This window comes from Pseudomonas fluorescens (genome assembly GCF_002837185.1).
Taxonomy (GTDB): Bacteria; Pseudomonadota; Gammaproteobacteria; order Pseudomonadales; family Pseudomonadaceae; genus Aquipseudomonas; species Aquipseudomonas fluorescens_AM.
Genome location: NZ_KZ477996.1, coordinates 117,744 through 136,350 on the forward strand (window position 1 = coordinate 117,744; position 18,607 = coordinate 136,350).

Annotated in this window: 14 protein-coding genes and 4 tRNA genes; 13 read left to right on the plus strand and 5 right to left on the minus strand. The window is 58.8% G+C overall.

Annotation, left to right across the window (positions count from 1 at the left end; all coding sequences use genetic code 11):
- The first annotated feature begins 114 nt into the window (after positions 1 to 114).
- Positions 115 to 525: a PA0061/PA0062 family lipoprotein gene (locus tag CIB54_RS13720; RefSeq protein ID WP_101220057.1), complete on the plus strand. Its 411-nt coding sequence runs from the start codon at positions 115 to 117 to the stop codon at positions 523 to 525.
- Here CIB54_RS13720 and CIB54_RS27465 read toward each other — a convergent pair.
- Positions 522 to 683: a hypothetical protein gene (locus tag CIB54_RS27465; RefSeq protein WP_175413318.1), complete on the minus strand. Its 162-nt coding sequence runs from the start codon at positions 681 to 683 to the stop codon at positions 522 to 524. The genes CIB54_RS13720 and CIB54_RS27465 overlap by 4 nt on opposite strands.
- Before the next feature lie 211 nt (positions 684 to 894).
- Between CIB54_RS27465 and CIB54_RS13725 the strand changes: the two genes are divergently transcribed.
- Positions 895 to 1,557, plus strand: a complete 663-nt coding sequence (locus CIB54_RS13725) for a peptidase C39 family protein (protein ID WP_065953045.1) — start codon at positions 895 to 897, stop codon at positions 1,555 to 1,557.
- 115 nt (positions 1,558 to 1,672) lie between these two features.
- Here the strand turns inward: CIB54_RS13725 and pbpG are convergent, their stop codons facing one another.
- Together pbpG and folD are read right to left on the minus strand one after the other, a co-directional pair.
- Positions 1,673 to 2,596 carry a D-alanyl-D-alanine endopeptidase gene (gene pbpG / locus CIB54_RS13730; protein WP_065892548.1) on the minus strand — a complete coding sequence of 308 codons (924 nt, stop codon included), beginning with the start codon at positions 2,594 to 2,596 and terminating at the stop codon, positions 1,673 to 1,675.
- 207 nt (positions 2,597 to 2,803) lie between these two features.
- Positions 2,804 to 3,658 (minus strand): bifunctional methylenetetrahydrofolate dehydrogenase/methenyltetrahydrofolate cyclohydrolase FolD, encoded by an 855-nt coding sequence (folD, locus tag CIB54_RS13735; RefSeq protein WP_065953047.1) that lies wholly within the window; start codon positions 3,656 to 3,658, stop codon positions 2,804 to 2,806.
- A 274-nt stretch (positions 3,659 to 3,932) separates the two neighbouring features.
- On the opposite strand from folD, the gene CIB54_RS13740 reads away from it, so the two are divergent.
- From CIB54_RS13740 to CIB54_RS13785, 10 genes are all read left to right on the plus strand, one after another.
- Positions 3,933 to 4,009: transfer RNA gene (locus tag CIB54_RS13740), tRNA-Arg, on the plus strand.
- A 32-nt stretch (positions 4,010 to 4,041) separates the two neighbouring features.
- Positions 4,042 to 4,117 (plus strand) — tRNA-His (locus CIB54_RS13745).
- A gap of 56 nt (positions 4,118 to 4,173) precedes the next feature.
- Positions 4,174 to 4,258: transfer RNA gene (locus CIB54_RS13750), tRNA-Leu, on the plus strand.
- A 77-nt stretch (positions 4,259 to 4,335) separates the two neighbouring features.
- Positions 4,336 to 4,411 (plus strand) — tRNA-His (locus CIB54_RS13755).
- A 399-nt stretch (positions 4,412 to 4,810) separates the two neighbouring features.
- On the plus strand, positions 4,811 to 6,121 hold the full coding sequence (tig, locus tag CIB54_RS13760; RefSeq protein ID WP_065953048.1) for a trigger factor: 1,311 nt from the start codon (positions 4,811 to 4,813) through the stop codon (positions 6,119 to 6,121).
- Positions 6,122 to 6,212: 91 nt separating this feature from the next.
- A complete protein-coding gene (gene clpP, locus CIB54_RS13765; protein WP_003174822.1) occupies positions 6,213 to 6,848 on the plus strand; it encodes an ATP-dependent Clp endopeptidase proteolytic subunit ClpP in 636 nt (211 codons plus the stop codon).
- Positions 6,849 to 6,960: 112 nt separating this feature from the next.
- Positions 6,961 to 8,244: an ATP-dependent Clp protease ATP-binding subunit ClpX gene (clpX, locus tag CIB54_RS13770; RefSeq protein ID WP_017136464.1), complete on the plus strand. Its 1,284-nt coding sequence runs from the start codon at positions 6,961 to 6,963 to the stop codon at positions 8,242 to 8,244.
- Between the two features lie 191 nt (positions 8,245 to 8,435).
- Positions 8,436 to 10,832 (plus strand): endopeptidase La, encoded by a 2,397-nt coding sequence (gene lon, locus CIB54_RS13775; protein WP_065953049.1) that lies wholly within the window; start codon positions 8,436 to 8,438, stop codon positions 10,830 to 10,832.
- Positions 10,833 to 10,981: 149 nt separating this feature from the next.
- On the plus strand, positions 10,982 to 11,254 hold the full coding sequence (locus tag CIB54_RS13780) for an HU family DNA-binding protein (protein WP_003174819.1): 273 nt from the start codon (positions 10,982 to 10,984) through the stop codon (positions 11,252 to 11,254).
- Between the two features lie 230 nt (positions 11,255 to 11,484).
- Positions 11,485 to 13,359, plus strand: coding sequence for a SurA N-terminal domain-containing protein (locus CIB54_RS13785; protein WP_101220058.1), 1,875 nt, complete (start codon positions 11,485 to 11,487; stop codon positions 13,357 to 13,359).
- A gap of 81 nt (positions 13,360 to 13,440) precedes the next feature.
- Here the strand turns inward: CIB54_RS13785 and nhaA are convergent, their stop codons facing one another.
- Positions 13,441 to 14,784 (minus strand): Na+/H+ antiporter NhaA, encoded by a 1,344-nt coding sequence (gene nhaA, locus CIB54_RS13790; protein WP_101220059.1) that lies wholly within the window; start codon positions 14,782 to 14,784, stop codon positions 13,441 to 13,443.
- Positions 14,785 to 15,016: 232 nt separating this feature from the next.
- Here nhaA and CIB54_RS13795 point away from each other — a divergent pair, with 232 nt between their 5' ends.
- Positions 15,017 to 15,838 carry a DUF2242 domain-containing protein gene (locus CIB54_RS13795; RefSeq protein ID WP_101220060.1) on the plus strand — a complete coding sequence of 274 codons (822 nt, stop codon included), beginning with the start codon at positions 15,017 to 15,019 and terminating at the stop codon, positions 15,836 to 15,838.
- A 1-nt stretch (position 15,839) separates the two neighbouring features.
- On the opposite strand, the gene aceE is transcribed toward CIB54_RS13795, so the two are convergent.
- The gene (gene aceE / locus CIB54_RS13800; RefSeq protein WP_101220061.1) at positions 15,840 to 18,500 is read right to left on the minus strand and encodes a pyruvate dehydrogenase (acetyl-transferring), homodimeric type; all 2,661 of its coding nucleotides are present in this window, start codon (positions 18,498 to 18,500) and stop codon (positions 15,840 to 15,842) included.
- Positions 18,501 to 18,607: the final 107 nt, after the last annotated feature.

Genomic DNA, 18,607 nt, shown 5'->3' on the forward strand with positions numbered 1-18,607 from the left:
TTAGGTAACGGCTGAAGATCGTTTCATTTGTATTCATTTGTTCTACAAACGGCGGCTCTTCAAGCTTGTCAGCCATCGGACACGCTTTTTACTGATGCGCTTTGGAGCCCTGCCATGTCACCGAAAACACTGTTGTTGATTCCCACTTTTGCGGCTGTTGTATTGTTGTCGGCGTGTGCCGGCCCGATACCCAAGGCCGACCCGAGCCAGGCCTGGATCGGCTTGAAAGAAGAAGCACCGAATGACCTGTTGGCCGAGCGCCTCGACGGCAAGCGCGTGGATGACGGGCGCTACTTTGAAGTGAGCCCCGGGGACCATCGCCTGGACGTGACGTTGTTCGAGGAAGAGCCCGGCGACGATAACCAGCAGGACTGCCAGGGCCGGGTCGAGTACAAACATTTCAAGGCGGGTGAGCATTACACCCTGGAGGAGTCGAGCCTGGGGACTACTGTGCGCGCAGCGCTCAAGGATGGGCACGGCAAGGAAGTCGCCGCCACCCAGGACTTCAATTGCATGCCCGGCTAGGCATGGTGCGCCGTCGCCTTGCGCGGCTCGGCGGGCGCAGTGGGTTTGACATGGGGGGGATGATGCCGGCGAGTCACGCGCATGACCCCCCACAACATGGCGCCGGCCACCGCCAGCCAACCGCAGATCAACAGGAAAATCGTCGTTGCAAGGCTCATTCAGGCCTCCCTTCACCCCGTCCGGGGTACACACAGTCTTCTCAATGGACAGTCTAGCTACCCGGCGGTTGCCTGCTATTGACCAATGGTCGTGTCCTTCCAACTTGTTTGCTCTATGGCGAGCGCTTTATCGACACTTGAGGCTATACCCTTGCCCAAGAGCGTCCTATGATCGGGACCCTCACCGGCAGTTGATCAAGAGAGTCAAACATTGCGCTTACGGTCGAACCTCAGAACATCCATCCTGCTGGCCTGTGCCTTGGGGCTGATGGCCTGTTCCAGCCAGCCGTCGAAACTTCCCGGCCTGCCGGAGCGGGTTGAACTCAATGGCGTCCCCACCTTTCGCAGCGAGGCTTATCAGAGCGCTCCTGCGGCACTGGCCAGCATGCTGTCGCAACAAGGCATTGTCATGACACCGGGGCTGCTCGATAAGCCACTGCACCTGCCGGGCGCCGAGGCGGACCTTGAACGCAACATGCAAAAGCTGGCGCGTGAGTACGGGTTGATGGTGTATCCGCTGGATGAAAGGCTGACCGCGGTGCTGGCGCAGGTGGCGGCCGGTTATCCGGTGATGGCGCGCATCAACTCCAGTTTCTGGTCCGGCCCGCGTTACGTCGTGGTGGTGGGGTTCAATCAGCAGAAAAGCACGGTGCTCTTGCGTTCCGGCATGGAACGGCGATTGATGATGGGTTTCAGTGACTTTGAGTCGGCGTGGAAGAGCGCGGGTCATTGGGCGATCCTGACCCAGCGTCCAAGCCAGTTGCCGGCGAATGTGGACGCGCAGCGTTGGCGAGAGGCGGCGAATGCTACGGCTCAGGCCGGGCAGGAAGGGGCGGCGGCCCAGGCGCTCAAGGTCCTGGCGGAACGCAAGTAACAAATGTGGGAGGGGGCTTGCCCCCGATGAGGGTGTGTCAGTAGAAGTATCTGTAACTGACCCACCGCTATCGGGAGCAAGCCCCCTCCCACCTTTAATTTGCGTTGTGAGTGAGTCAGCGACGCACTTCCGTCACACCCGCACGGTTCTTCAGATTCTTGTCAGCCTTGTAGCGCAACGCCACATCCGGCACCGCGCCGCCCTTGCCGGTCTCGACCCAGCTGCGAATGCGGCTGGCATCGGCAAAGTGGGTGAACTTGCCAAAGGCATCCAGGATCACCAGCGACACCGGGCGGTTACCCATGCTCGTGACCAGCACCAGGCAATGCCCGGCCTGGTTGGTAAAGCCGGTCTTGGTCAGCTTGATGTCCCAGTTGGCACGATTGATCAGGTGATCGGTGTTGGAGAAACCCAGGGTGTAGTTGGGCTTGCGGAATGCCACGGTCTTTTCCTTGGTGGTGCTCAACTGGCTCAACATCGGGAACTTGCGCGCATAGGCCAGCAACTTGCTCAGGTCGCGGGCGGTCGACACGTTATGGATCGACAGGCCTGTAGGCTCCACGTAATGGGTGCTGGTCATGCCCAGCGCCTTGGCCTTGGCGTTCATTGCCGCAATAAACGCCGCGTAGCCGCCCGGATAATGGTGGGCCAGGCTCGCGGCGGCGCGGTTTTCCGAGGACATCAGTGCGATCAGCAGCATCTCCTTGCGCGGCATCTGGCTGCCGATCTTCACGCGCGAGAACACCCCTTTCATCTCCGGCGTGTCGGTGATGTTGATGTCGATGTATTCATCCATGTTCTGCTTGGCTTCCAGCACGATCAGGCCGGTCATCAGCTTGCTCACGGACGCGATGGGTACTACCACGTCGGGGTTGCTGGCATAGATAACTTTGTTGGTCTGCAAATCCACCAGCATGGCGCTGCCGGAGGCAATTTGCAGTTTGGAGGCGTCACGCGGGGCCAGGGTGGATTCGGCGGCGTGGGCGAACGTGCCTGTGAAAGCGAAAAACAGGCTGACAAGAGAAAGACGAATTTTCACGCGGATGAACTCGCTAAAAAGTAAGGAAATACCGTTTGGAAACGGGTTTTATGAAAAATGACGTTACATTTTAGGAGTATGGATCAGAAGCTGTCGAATGTTCTTCCAGAACCAGACGAAAGTGCTTAAAAACTAAGAAAAAACAGTTTTTTTTCGGGCAATAAAAAGCCCTGCGATAAGGCAGGGCTTTTTCAGTACGCCTGGTTATTAGCTGTGCAACGTTTCCGCCGCATACAGCGTGTTCTCCAGCAGGCACGCCCGTGTCATCGGGCCTACACCGCCTGGAACCGGCGTGATCCAGCCGGCGCGGGGCAGGGCGGTGTCGTAAACCACATCACCCACCAGCTTGCCGTCGTCCTGGCGGTTGATGCCCACGTCAATGACGATGGCGCCTTCCTTGATCCATTCACCTTTGACCAGGCCCGGCTTGCCGGCGGCGACCACGACCAGGTCGGCGCGGCCAACGTGGCCGGCCAGGTCCTTGGTGAAGCGGTGGGTGACGGTCACGGTGCAGCCGGCCAGCAACAGTTCCATGGCCATCGGGCGACCGACGATATTCGACGCGCCCACCACGACTGCATCGAGACCGTACAGATCGACCCCGGTGCTTTCCAGCAACGTCATGATCCCTTTGGGTGTGCACGGGCGCAGCAGCGGGATACGCTGGGCCAGTCGGCCAACGTTATAAGGGTGGAAACCATCGACGTCTTTGTCCGGGCGGATGCGTTCCAGCAGTTGGGAGGCGTCCAGGTGCTCGGGCAGCGGCAACTGGAGCAGGATGCCATCCATGTCCGGGTCATCGTTGAGGTTGTCAATCAGGTCGGTCAGGGCCTGTTGAGTGGTGTCCGAAGGCAAGTCGTAGGCTTTGGAGATAAAGCCCACCTCTTCACAGTCTTTACGCTTGTGCGAGACGTAAACCTGAGAGGCAGGATCGCTGCCGACCAGGATCACCGCGAGGCCAGGCGTGCGCAGGCCTTGCTGGCGACGCTCGGTGACGCGTTTGGCGATCTGCTGGCGCAGGCTGGCGGCGATTGATTTGCCGTCGATAAGTTGTGCAGTCATTACGCGTGATTAACCATCGAGAGGGGGAAGAAAAGTGCGCGCATTCTCGCACGCCAAGGCGCGAGGGCAAAGGCGCTTGGTCTGCAAATTGGCCTAACCCCTTAAATAAAATCAGTTTTTTTCAAAAAAGATTTGACGGGTTTCAGGCCTCTCTATACTATTCGTCGCACTTGTCGGGCACAGCCTAGCACTGGTTAGAAAGTCGAGCAGAATTGTTGTACTGCAAGGCTGGAAACACTTAGTTTGTAATCCTCCAAGAGTACAGATTAATCAGGCGCCCGTAGCTCAGCTGGATAGAGCATCCGCCTTCTAAGCGGATGGTCGCAGGTTCGAGTCCTGCCGGGTGCGCCATTAGGCAGCTTTGGCACAAGTAGCGCTATATGGTGGGCGTAGCTCAGTTGGTAGAGCACGGGATTGTGACTCCCGTTGTCGAGGGTTCGATCCCCTTCGTCCACCCCATATTTTGAAAGGCGCCAGATTAACCGTCTGGCGCCTTTGCTTTAAGAGCTTCAAGCGCGGATGTGGTGGAATTGGTAGACACACTGGATTTAGGTTCCAGCGCCGCGAGGCGTAAGAGTTCGAGTCTCTTCATCCGCACCAAATAAAACGTTGCTCGGCTGTCAGGCTGGGCAAGGTTCAACAAAGAAGTAGTTTGGTTTCTTTGTTAACGCAATATGGTGGGCGTAGCTCAGTTGGTAGAGCACGGGATTGTGACTCCCGTTGTCGAGGGTTCGATCCCCTTCGTCCACCCCATATTCGAAAGGCGCCAGATTTAACAGTCTGGCGCCTTTTTTGGTTTTGGCGGTTCGATATTTCGGCGGTCGCAGGTAGTGGGCCCCATCGGCAGCGCGTTTCGTCGTGTTTGTGTGTCTCGATGATGCCGTGTTGCCTGCTCGCGCCGTTCGCGGGGCGGGCCGTCAGGGAGATGAATGGCTGCTCGTTCTATATATAGAAGGGCGGCGCAGAGCCCTGGCGCAATTGGCTGTATTTGTCACCGGGGCGAGGTACTTCAGTGCCTTCGTACCGATAAATTGCCGGCTGTTTTCAGGTGTATTTTGAGTAGGGTGACTTCTTGAGTTTGACCCACTAGAATGCATGCCCTTGATTGGGGTCGGAAATGGCCGGCTAATGTCTGTGCAACGAGGAATATCCATGCAAGTTTCTGTTGAAAATACTACTGCTCTCGAGCGCCGCCTGAGCATCACCGTGCCGGCAGAGCGTATTGAGACTGCGGTCAACAAGCGTCTGCAGCAGACTGCCCAGAAGGCCAAGATCGCTGGTTTCCGTCCAGGCAAGGTGCCGATGAGCGAAATCAAGCGTCGTTTTGGTGCCGATGCGCGCCAGGAAGCTGTAGGTGACGTGATCCAGGCTTCCTTCTACGAAGCCGTTGTCGAGCAGAAGCTGAACCCGGCTGGCTCGCCTTCGATCGAACCCAAGTCCCTGGAAGCTGGCAAGGACCTGGAATACGTTGCTACTTTCGAAGTGTTCCCCGAGTTTGAAGTGGCCGGTTTTGAAGGCATCGAAATCGAGCGCCTGAGCGCCGACGTCGCTGATTCGGACCTGGACAACATGCTGGAAATCCTGCGCAAGCAGAACACCCGTTTCGAAGTGGCCGACCGTGCCGCCCAGAACGAAGACCAGCTGAACATCGATTTCGTTGGCAAGGTTGACGGCGAAGTATTCGCTGGTGGCTCCGCCAAGGGTACTCAGCTGGTGCTGGGTTCCAACCGCATGATCCCGGGCTTCGAAGACGGCCTGGTTGGCGCCAAGGCCGGTGAAGAACGCGTTCTGAACCTGGAATTCCCTGCTGACTACCAGAACCTGGACCTGGCCGGCAAAGCCGCCGAGTTCACCGTGACCGTCAACAGCGTTTCCGAGCCTAAGCTGCCAGAGCTGAACGAAGAGTTCTTCGCTCAATTCGGCATCAAGGAAACCGGCATCGAAGGTTTCCGCACCGAAGTGCGCAAGAACATGGAGCGCGAGCTGCGCCAGGCCATCAAGTCCAAGGTCAAGAACCAGGTCATGGACGGTCTGCTGGCCGCCAACCCGATCGAAGTGCCCAAGGCCTTGCTGTCCAATGAAGTGGATCGCCTGCGCGTACAAGCTGTTCAGCAGTTTGGTGGCAACATCAAGCCTGACCAACTGCCGGCCGAGCTGTTCGAAGAGCAAGCCAAGCGCCGTGTCGTGCTGGGCCTGATCGTGGCTGAAGTGGTCAAGCAGTTCGACCTCAAGCCGGACGAAGACCGTGTTCGCGAAATGATCCAGGAAATGGCGTCGGCCTACCAGGAGCCTGAGCAGGTCGTGGCTTGGTACTACAAGAACGACCAGCAACTGAACGAAGTACGTTCGGTTGTGCTGGAAGAACAAGTTGTGGATACTGTTCTGCAGAAGGCTAAGGTGACCGATAAAGCGGTCTCTTACGAAGAAGCAGTCAAACCGGCAGAAGCAGCACAAGCCGACTGATTGTCCAACTCGTTGGAAATTCAACCATAAGCCAGCCTCGCGCTGGCTTATGCGTTTTCAAGACATGACTATTTGGGAGTAACTGCAGAGCATGTTCCGTAATTCCTATATTCAGCAGAACTCTGATATCCAGGCCGCAGGCGGCCTGGTCCCGATGGTTGTCGAGCAGTCCGCTCGTGGCGAACGCGCCTACGACATCTACTCGCGCCTGCTCAAGGAGCGAGTGATCTTTCTGGTCGGCCCGGTAGAGGACTACATGGCTAACCTGATCTGTGCGCAGCTGCTGTTCCTTGAAGCGGAAAACCCGGACAAGGACATCCATCTCTACATCAACTCGCCGGGCGGTTCGGTGACGGCGGGGATGTCGATCTACGACACCATGCAGTTCATCAAGCCAAACGTATCGACTACCTGCATTGGCCAGGCCTGCAGCATGGGTGCCTTCCTGCTGACCGCCGGTGCCGAGGGCAAGCGTTACTGCCTGCCGAACTCACGTGTGATGATTCACCAGCCACTGGGCGGGTTCCAGGGCCAGGCATCGGACATTGAAATCCATGCCAAGGAAATCCTCTTCATTCGTGAGCGCCTTAACACACTGATGGCCAAGCACAGCGGGCACACACTTGAAGAAATCGAGCGTGATACCAACCGTGATAATTTCATGAGTGCTGAAGCGGCCCGTGAATACGGGTTGATCGACGCCGTGATCGAAAAGCGCCCCGCTTAATATAAGCCGCTCAAAATAGGGCTGGTCGGCATGTCCGACCACTGGCGGGCTTGAAAAAGCCCGCATAAGCCTTCATCTTGTGTTGCAAGCCTATCGGATTTGGATCGAACGAATGACTGACACCCGCAACGGCGAGGACAACGGCAAGCTGCTTTATTGCTCCTTCTGTGGCAAAAGCCAGCATGAAGTGCGCAAATTGATTGCCGGCCCCTCGGTGTTTATCTGCGACGAATGCGTCGACCTGTGCAATGACATCATCCGCGAGGAGGTGCAGGAAGCCCAGGCCGAGAGCAGTGCGCACAAACTCCCATCGCCTAAAGAAATCAGCGGCATCCTTGACCAGTACGTCATTGGTCAGGAGCGTGCAAAGAAGGTTCTGGCCGTAGCGGTGTACAACCACTACAAGCGCTTGAACCAGCGTGACAAGAAAGGCGACGAAGTCGAACTCGGCAAGAGTAATATCCTGCTGATCGGCCCAACAGGCTCGGGTAAGACCCTGCTTGCGGAAACCCTCGCTCGCCTGCTGAACGTTCCGTTCACCATCGCCGACGCCACCACCCTCACTGAGGCGGGTTATGTGGGCGAAGATGTCGAGAACATCATTCAGAAACTGCTGCAGAAGTGCGACTACGACGTAGAGAAGGCCCAGATGGGTATTGTCTACATCGACGAGATCGACAAGATTTCGCGCAAGTCGGACAATCCGTCGATCACTCGGGATGTTTCCGGTGAAGGCGTACAGCAGGCCCTGTTGAAGCTGATCGAAGGCACGGTCGCTTCGGTACCGCCCCAGGGTGGCCGCAAGCACCCGCAGCAGGAATTCCTGCAGGTCGATACGCGCAACATCCTGTTTATCTGTGGCGGTGCGTTCTCCGGGCTTGAAAAGGTCATCCAGCAGCGTTCCACCCGTGGCGGTATCGGTTTCGGCGCTGAAGTGCGCAGCAAGGAAGAAGGCAAGAAGGTGGGCGAGTCCCTGCGTGAAGTCGAACCTGACGATCTGGTCAAGTTCGGTCTGATCCCGGAATTCGTCGGTCGTCTGCCGGTCCTGGCGACGCTGGACGAGCTTGATGAGGCTGCGTTGATTCAGATCCTCACCGAGCCGAAAAACGCCCTGACCAAGCAGTACGCCAAGCTGTTCGAGATGGAAGGTGTGGACCTCGAGTTCCGTACCGATGCGCTCAAATCAGTGGCCAAGCGCGCACTGGAGCGCAAGACCGGTGCACGTGGTCTGCGCTCGATCCTCGAAGGCGTGTTGCTCGACACCATGTACGAAATCCCCTCGCAGTCCGAGGTGAGTAAAGTGGTGATCGACGAAAGCGTTATCGAAGGCAAGTCCAAGCCACTGTATATCTATGAAAACAGTGAGCCGGCTGCCAAGGCTGCACCTGACGCGTAAGCGTCTTTGCAGTGGCGGTACAAGCAAGGGGCCTTTTTGGGGCCCCTTGTTTTTTTGGGGTATTTTTGCAGGACGGCTGATTAAATCGCGTTTATTCATGCGTTTAAGTGCTGGCATTGAGCTTGTTTTTTTTGCATGCAACCCCCATCTTGGTTTCAAGCTTATTTTTCAACTGTCATAGAGGCGAAATCATGAAGACAACCATCGAATTGCCTCTCCTGCCGTTGCGTGATGTCGTCGTCTATCCGCACATGGTTATCCCGCTGTTCGTGGGGCGCGAGAAGTCTATCGAAGCCCTCGAGGCTGCGATGACGGGCGACAAGCAGATCCTGCTGCTGGCCCAGAAGAATCCTGCTGATGATGATCCGGGCGAAGACGCCCTGTATCGCGTCGGCACCGTTGCCACTGTCCTGCAATTGCTCAAGCTGCCCGACGGTACCGTCAAGGTGCTGGTGGAGGGCGAGCAGCGCGGCGCGGTCGAGCGTTTCATGGAGGTGGACGGCCACCTGCGCGCCGAAGTGGCGCTGATCGACGAAGTCGAAGCCCCTGAGCGTGAATCCGAAGTCTTCGTGCGCAGCCTGCTTTCGCAGTTCGAACAGTATGTGCAGCTGGGCAAGAAAGTCCCGGCGGAAGTCCTGTCGTCCCTCAACAGCATCGATGAGCCGAGCCGCCTGGTCGACACCATGGCTGCGCACATGGCGCTGAAAATCGAGCAGAAACAGGACATCCTCGAGATCATCGACCTGTCGGCCCGTGTCGAGCATGTACTGGCACTGCTGGACGGTGAAATCGACCTGCTGCAGGTCGAGAAACGCATTCGTGGCCGCGTGAAGAAACAGATGGAGCGCAGCCAGCGCGAGTACTACTTGAATGAGCAGATGAAGGCCATTCAAAAAGAACTCGGCGACGGCGAGGAAGGCCACAACGAGATCGAAGAGCTGAAAAAGCGTATCGATGCCGCCGGCCTGCCGAAGGACGCGCTGACCAAGGCGACGGCCGAGCTGAACAAACTCAAGCAAATGTCGCCGATGTCGGCCGAAGCCACCGTGGTTCGCTCCTACATCGACTGGCTGGTGCAAGTGCCGTGGAAGGCCCAGACCAAGGTCCGCCTGGACCTGACCCGCGCCGAAGAAATCCTCGATGCCGATCACTACGGCCTTGAAGAGGTCAAGGAACGCATCCTCGAATACCTCGCCGTGCAAAAGCGCGTGAAGAAAATTCGTGGTCCGGTGTTATGCCTGGTCGGGCCTCCCGGGGTGGGTAAAACCTCTCTGGCGGAGTCCATCGCCAGCGCGACCAACCGCAAATTTGTCCGCATGGCCCTGGGTGGTGTGCGTGACGAGGCGGAAATCCGCGGCCATCGCCGGACGTATATCGGTTCGATGCCAGGAAGATTGATTCAAAAAATGACCAAAGTGGGCGTGCGCAACCCGCTGTTCCTGCTCGATGAAATCGACAAGATGGGCAGCGATATGCGTGGCGATCCGGCGTCGGCGCTGCTTGAGGTGCTCGATCCCGAGCAGAACCACAACTTCAACGACCATTATCTGGAAGTCGATTACGACCTCTCCGACGTGATGTTCCTGTGCACCTCCAACTCCATGAACATTCCGCCGGCGTTGCTGGACCGGATGGAGGTGATTCGTCTACCGGGTTACACCGAAGACGAGAAGATCAACATCGCGATCAAATACCTCGCGCCCAAGCAGACGTCGGCCAATGGCCTGAAGAAAGGCGAGATCGAGTTTGACGTCGAAGCGATCCGAGACATCGTGCGCTATTACACCCGCGAGGCCGGTGTACGGGGCCTTGAGCGCCAGATCGCGAAGGTTTGCCGCAAAGCAGTCAAGGAACATGCACTGGAAAAACGCTTCTCGGTGAAGGTGACGGCCGATGCGCTGGAACATTTCCTCGGTGTGCGTAAATTCCGCTACGGCCTGGCCGAGCAGCAGGATCAGGTAGGGCAGGTGACGGGCCTGGCGTGGACCCAGGTGGGCGGCGAGTTGCTGACGATCGAAGCTGCCGTGATCCCGGGCAAGGGCCAGTTGATCAAGACCGGCTCCCTCGGCGATGTGATGGTCGAATCGATCACCGCCGCGCAGACCGTGGTGCGCAGCCGTGCCAAGAGCCTGGGTATCCCCCTGGACTTCCACCAGAAGCACGACACCCATATCCACATGCCGGAAGGGGCGACCCCGAAGGATGGCCCCAGCGCGGGTGTAGGCATGTGCACGGCCCTGGTGTCGGCATTGACGGGCATTCCGGTGCGTGCCGATGTGGCAATGACCGGTGAAATTACCCTGCGCGGCCAGGTATTGGCCATCGGCGGTCTGAAAGAGAAATTGCTCGCCGCGCACCGGGGTGGAATCAAGACCGTGATCATTCCCGAAGAGAATGTCCGCGACCTGAAGGAAATTCCAGACAATATTAAACAGGATCTTCAGATCAAACCGGTTAAATGGATTGACGAAGTCCTGCAAATTGCGCTGCAATACGCGCCGGAGCCCTTGCCGGATGTGGCTCCGGAGATTGTCGCGAAGGACGAAAAACGCGAGTCGGATTCCAAGGAAAGAATTAGCACGCATTAAAGTGCTGGAGCCTGGGGGGCTTCCTTGACAGCTTTTTAGAGCCCTTGTTATAAAGCGGCTCTTAAGTGTCTGTTGGCCATCCAGCACTGGTTTTTGCTTTTTACCAAAAAACTTAGAATCATACTCATAGATATATAAGGGGACTTAGAGTGAACAAGTCGGAACTGATTGATGCTATCGCTGCATCCGCTGATATCCCGAAAGCTGCTGCCGGCCGTGCGCTGGACGCAGTAATCGAATCCGTCACTGGCGCTCTGAAGGCCGGCGACTCCGTGGTACTGGTAGGCTTCGGTACTTTCTCTGTGACTGACCGCCCAGCTCGCACTGGCCGTAACCCACAGACCGGCAAAGCACTGCAAATCGCTGCTGCCAAGAAACCAGGTTTCAAAGCCGGTAAAGCCCTGAAAGAAGCCGTTAACTAAGCTTCGATCAAGCCTTTGCTTACCCGGGTCGGACGCAGGTCTGGCCTGGCAGCGGAGCGGTAGCCGGCCCGAGTATCCATCGGGTCGCCACGCCGGGGGTCAGCGTTAAAACTCCCGTCCGCTCCGCCAGTTACGAGAAGGCGCATCCTCGGATGCGCCTTTCTTCTATCCGGATTCTACCCACGCTCCACGGTTGCCTATTTTGATGTTCAACCGTTTCTGGGGGACGCATGCTGCAAAATATCAGGGACAATTCACAAGGCTGGATTGCCAAGACCATTATCGGGATCATCGTCGCATTGATGGCGTTCACCGGTATCGAGGCTATTTTCCAGGCTTCGGGTAATAACAAGCAGGACGTGGCCAAGGTCAACGGTGAGGAAATCACCCAGACCGAACTGAGCCAGGCCGTTGATATGCAACGGCGCCAGCTGATGCAACAACTGGGCAAGGATTTCGATGCTTCCCTGTTGGACGAGAAACTGCTGCGCGACGCGGCCCTCAAGGGCCTGATCGATCGCAAGCTGCTGCTGCAAGGCGCTGCGGATTCCAAGTTCGGCTTCTCGGAAGCGGCTTTGGACCAGGTGATCCTGCAGACGCCGGAGTTCCAGGTGGATGGCCAGTTCAACGCCGAGCGCTTTGACCAGGTGATTCGTCAACTGGGCTATAGCCGCCTGCAATTCCGTCAGATGATGACCCAGGAAATGCTGATCGGCCAGGTTCGCGCAGGCATCGCCGGCAGTGGTTTCGTGACCGATGCCGAGGTGCTGGCATTCGCCCGTCTGGAAAAACAGACGCGCGATTTTGCCACCGTCAACATCAAGGCTGACCCGGCAGCGGTGAAACTCACCGACGACGAAGTCAAGGCGTACTACGACCAGCATGCCAAGGAGTTCATGACCCCGGATCAGGTCGTCATCGACTACCTGGAGCTGAAGAAGTCGTCCTTCTTCGACCAGGTCACCGTCAAGGACGATGAGCTGCAGGCCGCCTATGAGAAAGAAACCGCCAACCTCGCTGAACAGCGTCGTGCCGCGCACATTCTGATCGAGGTCAACGACAAGGTCACCGAGGCGCAAGCCAAGGCCAAGATCGAAGACATCCAGGCGCGCCTGGCCAAGGGCGAACAGTTTGACGCCCTGGCCAAAGAGTTCTCTCAGGACCCGGGTTCGGCCAACAATGGCGGCGATCTCGGCTTTGCCGGTCCCGGTGTCTACGATCCGGACTTCGAGACGGCGCTGTACGGCCTCAAGCAAGACCAGGTGTCCGCGCCGGTGCGCAGCGCCTTCGGTTGGCACTTGATCAAGCTGCTGGGCGTTGAAGCGCCAGAAGTGCCGACGTTCGCCAGCCTGAAAGACAAGCTGACCCGCGAGCTCAAGACCCAGCAGGTTGAACAGCGCTTTGTCGAAGCGACCAAGCAGTTGGAAGATGCGGCATTCGAGGCTTCCGACCTGGCCCAGCCGGCGTCCGATCTGAAATTGACCGTACACACGTCGGCGCCGTTCGGCCGTGAAGGTGGCGAAGGCGTCGCGGCCAACCGTGCCGTGGTCACCGCTGCGTTCAGTCCGGAAGTGCTGGATGAGGGTGCCAACAGCAGCGCCATCGAGCTGGACCCGGAAACCATCATCGTCCTGCGCGCCAAAGAGCACCTCAAGCCTGCCCAGCTGCCGCTGGAAAAGGTTGAGGCGGCGATCCGCACGCAGATGACCAAGGAGCGTGCGAGCGCTGCCGCCAAAACCCGTGCCGACGAGTTGATCGCCAGCCTGCGTGATGGCAAGACTGCGCTGGACCAGCCGATTGACGGCCAGGCCTGGAAGGTGACTGAAGCGGCGACCCGTGGCCAGGAAGGCGTCGACCCTGCTGTGCTGCAAGCGCTGTTCCGCATGCCCAAGCCAGCGGCCAAGGACAAGCCGACCTTCACCACCGTCACTCTGCGCGACGGCAGCCTGGTGATCGCGCGCTTGAACGGTGTCAACGAAGCGGCAGCCCCTACGGACGAAGAAAAAGCGCAATACCGCCGCTTCCTCGCTTCCCGTATCGGCCAGCAGGACTTCGCGGCGTACCGCAAGCAGCTGGAAACCCAGGCAGACATCAAGAAGTTCTGATGTTGGCTTGACTAAAAAGACCCCGTCCTGAAAAGGCCGGGGTCTTTTTTTGCGTGCGTTAAAGCCTGCGACTTCTGCTTCTCACGTCTTCTTGCCCGAGAACCTGAGTTTGCCCCAGGTCAGCCCGATGACTGCGGCCAGGGTCGAGGCCGTCAATACGCTCAGCTTGGCCGCCGAGAGCAAGGCCGGGTCGGAGAACGCCAGGGACGAGATGAAGATCGACATGGTGAAACCGATCCCCGCCAGCAGGCCGACCAGGCCGACACCTGCCCAGCTGACGCCGTCCGGCAGCCTGCAGAGGTTGAGCTTGACCAGGGTGACACTGGCCAGCATCACGCCCAGGGGTTTGCCGAGCACCAGGGCGAAGATAACGCCCATGAACACGCCGTGGGGCAGGGGATCGTCCAGGTTGAAGCCGCTCAGGCTGACGCCGGCGTTGGCCAGCGCGAACAGCGGCATCACGCCGAACGCCACCCACGGGTGCAACGCCGATTGCACCCGCTGCACGGGCGGTAACAGCTCGCGCTGTGCGTGGCGCAATTGCTTGAGTGGCTGGGCAACCTGTCCGGGGCCTTCCGGCGACTGCGAGAAGCGCTCCATCAATTCGGCGAACGTACGGCCGATGGTGTCCAGCGGACGCTCGGTGGTGGGCTTGGAGTTGACCGGGGTCATCAGTCCCAGGATCACGCCGGCGAGCGTCGGGTGAACGCCGGTCTTGAGCAGGCCGAACCACACAATTGCTCCGGGCAGCAGGTAGATAGCGGCTTTGCCGATGCCCATGCGCTGGAAAACCACCACCAGCGCAAGCCCGGCGGCGGCAATCACCAGCCCCATGTAGTCGAGGCTGGCGGTGAAGAAAACGGCGATGATCAGGATCGCCACGATGTCATCGATGATTGCCAGGGCCAGCAGCAAAACACGCACGCCACTGGGAATCGACTTGCCCAACAGTGCCAGCACGCCGACAGCAAAGGCGATGTCTGTCGCGGTGGGCACGGCCCAGCCACTGGCGGCGGCGGTGCCGTGGTTGAGCAGGGTGTAAATGATCGCCGGCATCAGTACGCCGCCCAGCGCGGCACCCAATGGCAAGGTGGCCAGCTTCAGGTTGGCGAGCGCGCCGTCCTTGATTTCCTGACGAATCTCGGCGCCCGCCACCAGGAAGAAGATGGTCATCAGGCCGTCATTGACCAGGAAATGCAGGGAGCGCGACACGCTGTAGTCGCCCAGCCCAAGGGTGACCGGCGTGTTCCAGAAGTGCTCATAGGTGTCGGCCGCTGCACTGTTGGCCCAGATCAAGGCCACGATGGCGGCCAATAGCAGGACGATGCCGCTGACGGCCTCAATATGTGAAAAGCGCTCAAGGGCAGACAGCGCGCCCTCGGTAAAACGCTGGGGGCGGGAGATAGCGGGGTGTTTATCAGGCACGACAAAGCTCCATTGGCGGCCCGACCAACGCTTAACGTTTAACCTGCGCTGTGCCCTATGCAGCAACGCACCCAGGACGATAATAGGAAGTTGTGGAATAAGTTGTAAACAAACTTGTCATAGTCATTGGCGCCGTTCAAAAAACCTGTGACGTTTTACCGACAGGAATGCGCGCGCCAACCCCTCGTTCTGTTGCACAATACCGCCCGGACTGTTTTTCTCAGGATTTTCGATGTCGACATCATTTCACTTGCGAAACCTCGGGTTGGCGCTGGTGCTGGCGGGCGCGGCGGGTTGCTCGTCACCCAAGACCGCTATTTACGAACATGAGAATTTCGACGACTCCGGTACGTTTTCCCGCGATTACCCGGTGAGCGATATAGCGGCCTGTGAAGCGGCGCGCCGTGCCCTGCTGAGCCAGGGCTATATCATCACCAGCAGCGATCCGAAGCTGGTGGCCGGCAACAAGAGTTTCCAGCAGACCGGCGAGACCCACCTGCAGATCAGCTTCAACGTGGTGTGTGCCGCCGATGGCAAAGGCAGCAACCATTCGACGATGTTTGCCAACGCCTTGCTGGACCGCTATGCGCTGAAGAAGGTCAACAACTCCGCAAGCCTTGGGGTTGGGGTGCTGGGTTCGGTGTCGATGCCGATCGGCTCCACCGATGACTCGATGGTCAAGGTGGCGAGCGAGACCGTCTCGGCGCCCAAGTTCTATGAGCGTTACTTTGCCTTGGTGGATGTGTTCCTGCCCCAGGAAGTAAAGCAGGCTGAGCATATACCCGAGAAGCCCAAGGATGAGCTTGGCATGCCTGAACCGAAAGCCGCGCCGGCCGCCGAGAAGCTTGAAACACCTCAAGAAGCGCCCACAACCCCTGCCGGTGCGCAGCCACTGGCACCGCCACCGGAGGCCGAACCCATCGCGCCGAGCGTAGAGCCAGTGCCGCAGACGACACCAGAGACCCCAGCCATAGAGTCCGCGCCCGCGCCGACCAACCCCAGCCTGCCGGCGCCGACAGAGGCGATTCCAGCCCTGCCAACGCCAGCGCAATGACTCAGACCGTTACGGGGTCAGTCTTGTCGACGTTGATCCCGTAGCGGTTGATTGCCTCCGCGATTTTGTCACGACCGATCACACCGTCATCCGCCAGTGCCTTCAACGTCGCCAGCACGATGAAGTGGCGGTCCACTTCAAAAAACTCGCGCAAGGCTTCCCGGGTATCCGACTGCCCGAAACCGTCGGTTCCCAGCGCCACAAAGCGGCGGCCGTGTACGAAGGGGCGAATCTGATCGGCGAATAATTTCATGTAGTCCGTCGCTGCCACCACCGGCCCGGCTTTGCCGACAAGGCACTGCTCCACGTAGCTCAGACGCGGTTCACTTTCCGGATGCAGCAGGTTCCAGCGCTCTACGGCGTGCCCGTTACGGCGCAGCTCGGTCAGGCTGGTGACGCTCCAGACATCGCTGTATAGACCGAAGTCTTCCTCGAGCAGTGCCGCTGCAGCGATGACTTCGCGCAGGATCGAACCGCTTCCCATGAGTTGCACCCGCGCATCCGGGTGTGTGCTCAGCGGATACATCCCTTTGAGGATCCCATCTTCCACGCCTTCGGGCATTGCCGGGTGCGGGTAGTTTTCGTTGAGCAGGGTGATGTAGTAGTAAATGTCTTCCTGTTCGACATACATGCGCCGCATGCCCTCGCGAATAATCACCGCCAGCTCGTAGGCAAAGGTCGGATCGTAGGCCACGCAGCAAGGCACTACCGAGGCCAGGATATGGCTGTGCCCGTCGTCATGCTGCAACCCTTCGCCCATCAAGGTAGTGCGCCCGGCCGTGGCACCCAGCAGAAAGCCGCGGGCTCGTGCGTCGCCCGCTGCCCAGGCCAGGTCGCCGACGCGCTGGAAGCCGAACATCGAATAGAAAATATAGAACGGTAGCGTCATCAGGCCATGGTTGCTGTAGGACGTACTCGCCGCGATCCAGGAAGAAATGGCACCTGATTCATTCAGGCCTTCCTGCATGATCTGTCCGTCCTTGCTCTCTTTGTAGTAGCTCAGTTGCCCGGCGTCCTGCGGGGTGTAAAGCTGGCCGACGGCGGAGTGGATGCCGATCTGCCGGAACAGGCTTTCCATGCCGAAGGTGCGCGACTCGTCCGGCACGATGGGGACGATCAGCTTGCCCAGATGCGGGTCTTTGAGCAGCGTGCCGAGAATGCGGACAAACGCCATGGTGGTGGAAATAGCGCGCTCGCCGGTGTCCTTGAGTTGAGTGGCGAATACGGACAGGGGTGGGATAGTCAACGGGGCCACATCAGTGTGCCGGGCGGGCACATACCCGCCCAGCGCCTGGCGTCTGGCATTGAAGTAGCGGGCTTCTGCGCTGTCGGCCGCCGGCTTGAGGTAAGGGATTTCGTCGAGCTGGTCATCGGCCACGTCCAGCCCGAAGCGGTCGCGGAAGGCTTTTACCGCGTCGGCACCCATCTTCTTCAATTGATGATTGATGTTCTGGCCTTCGCCAGCTTCGCCCATGCCGAAGCCCTTGACGGTCTTGGCCAGGATCACCGTGGGCTGGCCCTTGTGGCGCACTGCGGCGGCGTAGGCGTTGTAGACTTTGAGCGGGTCATGGCCGCCCCGTGAGAGTTTCCAGATATCGTCGTCGGACATGTCCGCAACCAGTGCGAGCAACTCCGGGTATTTGCCGAAGAAATGCTCGCGCACGTAGGCGCCATTCTGGGATTTGTAATTCTGGTAATCGCCGTCCACGCATTCCATCATGCGCTGGCGCAGCAAGCCGCTGCGGTCCTTTTCCAGCAGCGCATCCCAGCCACCGCCCCAGATGACCTTGATCACATTCCACCCGGCGGCGCGGTACACACTCTCGAACTCCTGAATCACCTTGGCATTACCGCGCACCGGGCCGTCCAGGCGCTGCAGGTTGCAGTTGACGACGAAGATCAGGTTGTCGAGTTTTTCGCGACCGGCCAGGGAAATGGCGGCCAGCGATTCCGGCTGGTCCATCTCGCCGTCACCGAGGAACGCCCATACCTTGCGACCCTGGTGTTGCTTGAGGTCGCGAAACTCCAGGTAACGCATGAAGCGCGCCTGATAAGCCGCAGTGATCGGCCCCAGGCCCATGGACACTGTAGGGAATTGCCAGAAGTCCGGCATCAGCCGTGGGTGAGGGTAGGAAGACAGCCCTTCGCCACCGGCCTCGCGGCGAAAGTTATCCAGTTGGGCCTCGTTAAGGCGGCCTTCCAGATACGCGCGGCCGTAGATGCCAGGGGAGGAGTGGCCCTGGATGTACACGAGGTCGCCGTCAAAGGTGTCGGTTCGGCCACGAAAGAAATGGTCAAAGCCTACGTCGTACAGCACTGCGGCTGACGCATAGGTCGCAATATGCCCACCCACGCCTGAGTGTTTGCCAGCACGCAATACCATCGCCATGGCATTCCAGCGGATAAACGCATTGGTCCGCCGTTCAATGTCCAGGTCGCCGGGGTAGGGCAGTTGGCGTTCGACAGCAATGGTATTGACGTAAGGGGTGGTTACGCGCCCGTAGAAGTCGCCATGGCGCGCGACGTCGAAATCCAGCAGTTGGTCGATCAGGTAATGGGCGCGAGGGCGGCCTTCGGCAGACAGCACCGATTCGATGGAGTCCAGCCACTCGCGGGTTTCCTGCGGATCGTTGTCCAGGGATGCTGCGTTATTGGGATTCATATGAGGCTCCAGGGTAGGCGGATTCCGGGCGGCGAACACCTTGTGGGCGTGCTGCGATGTAGTTGCAATTGCAACGATATGCCGGAATTTAGCCCGGGATGAGCTAC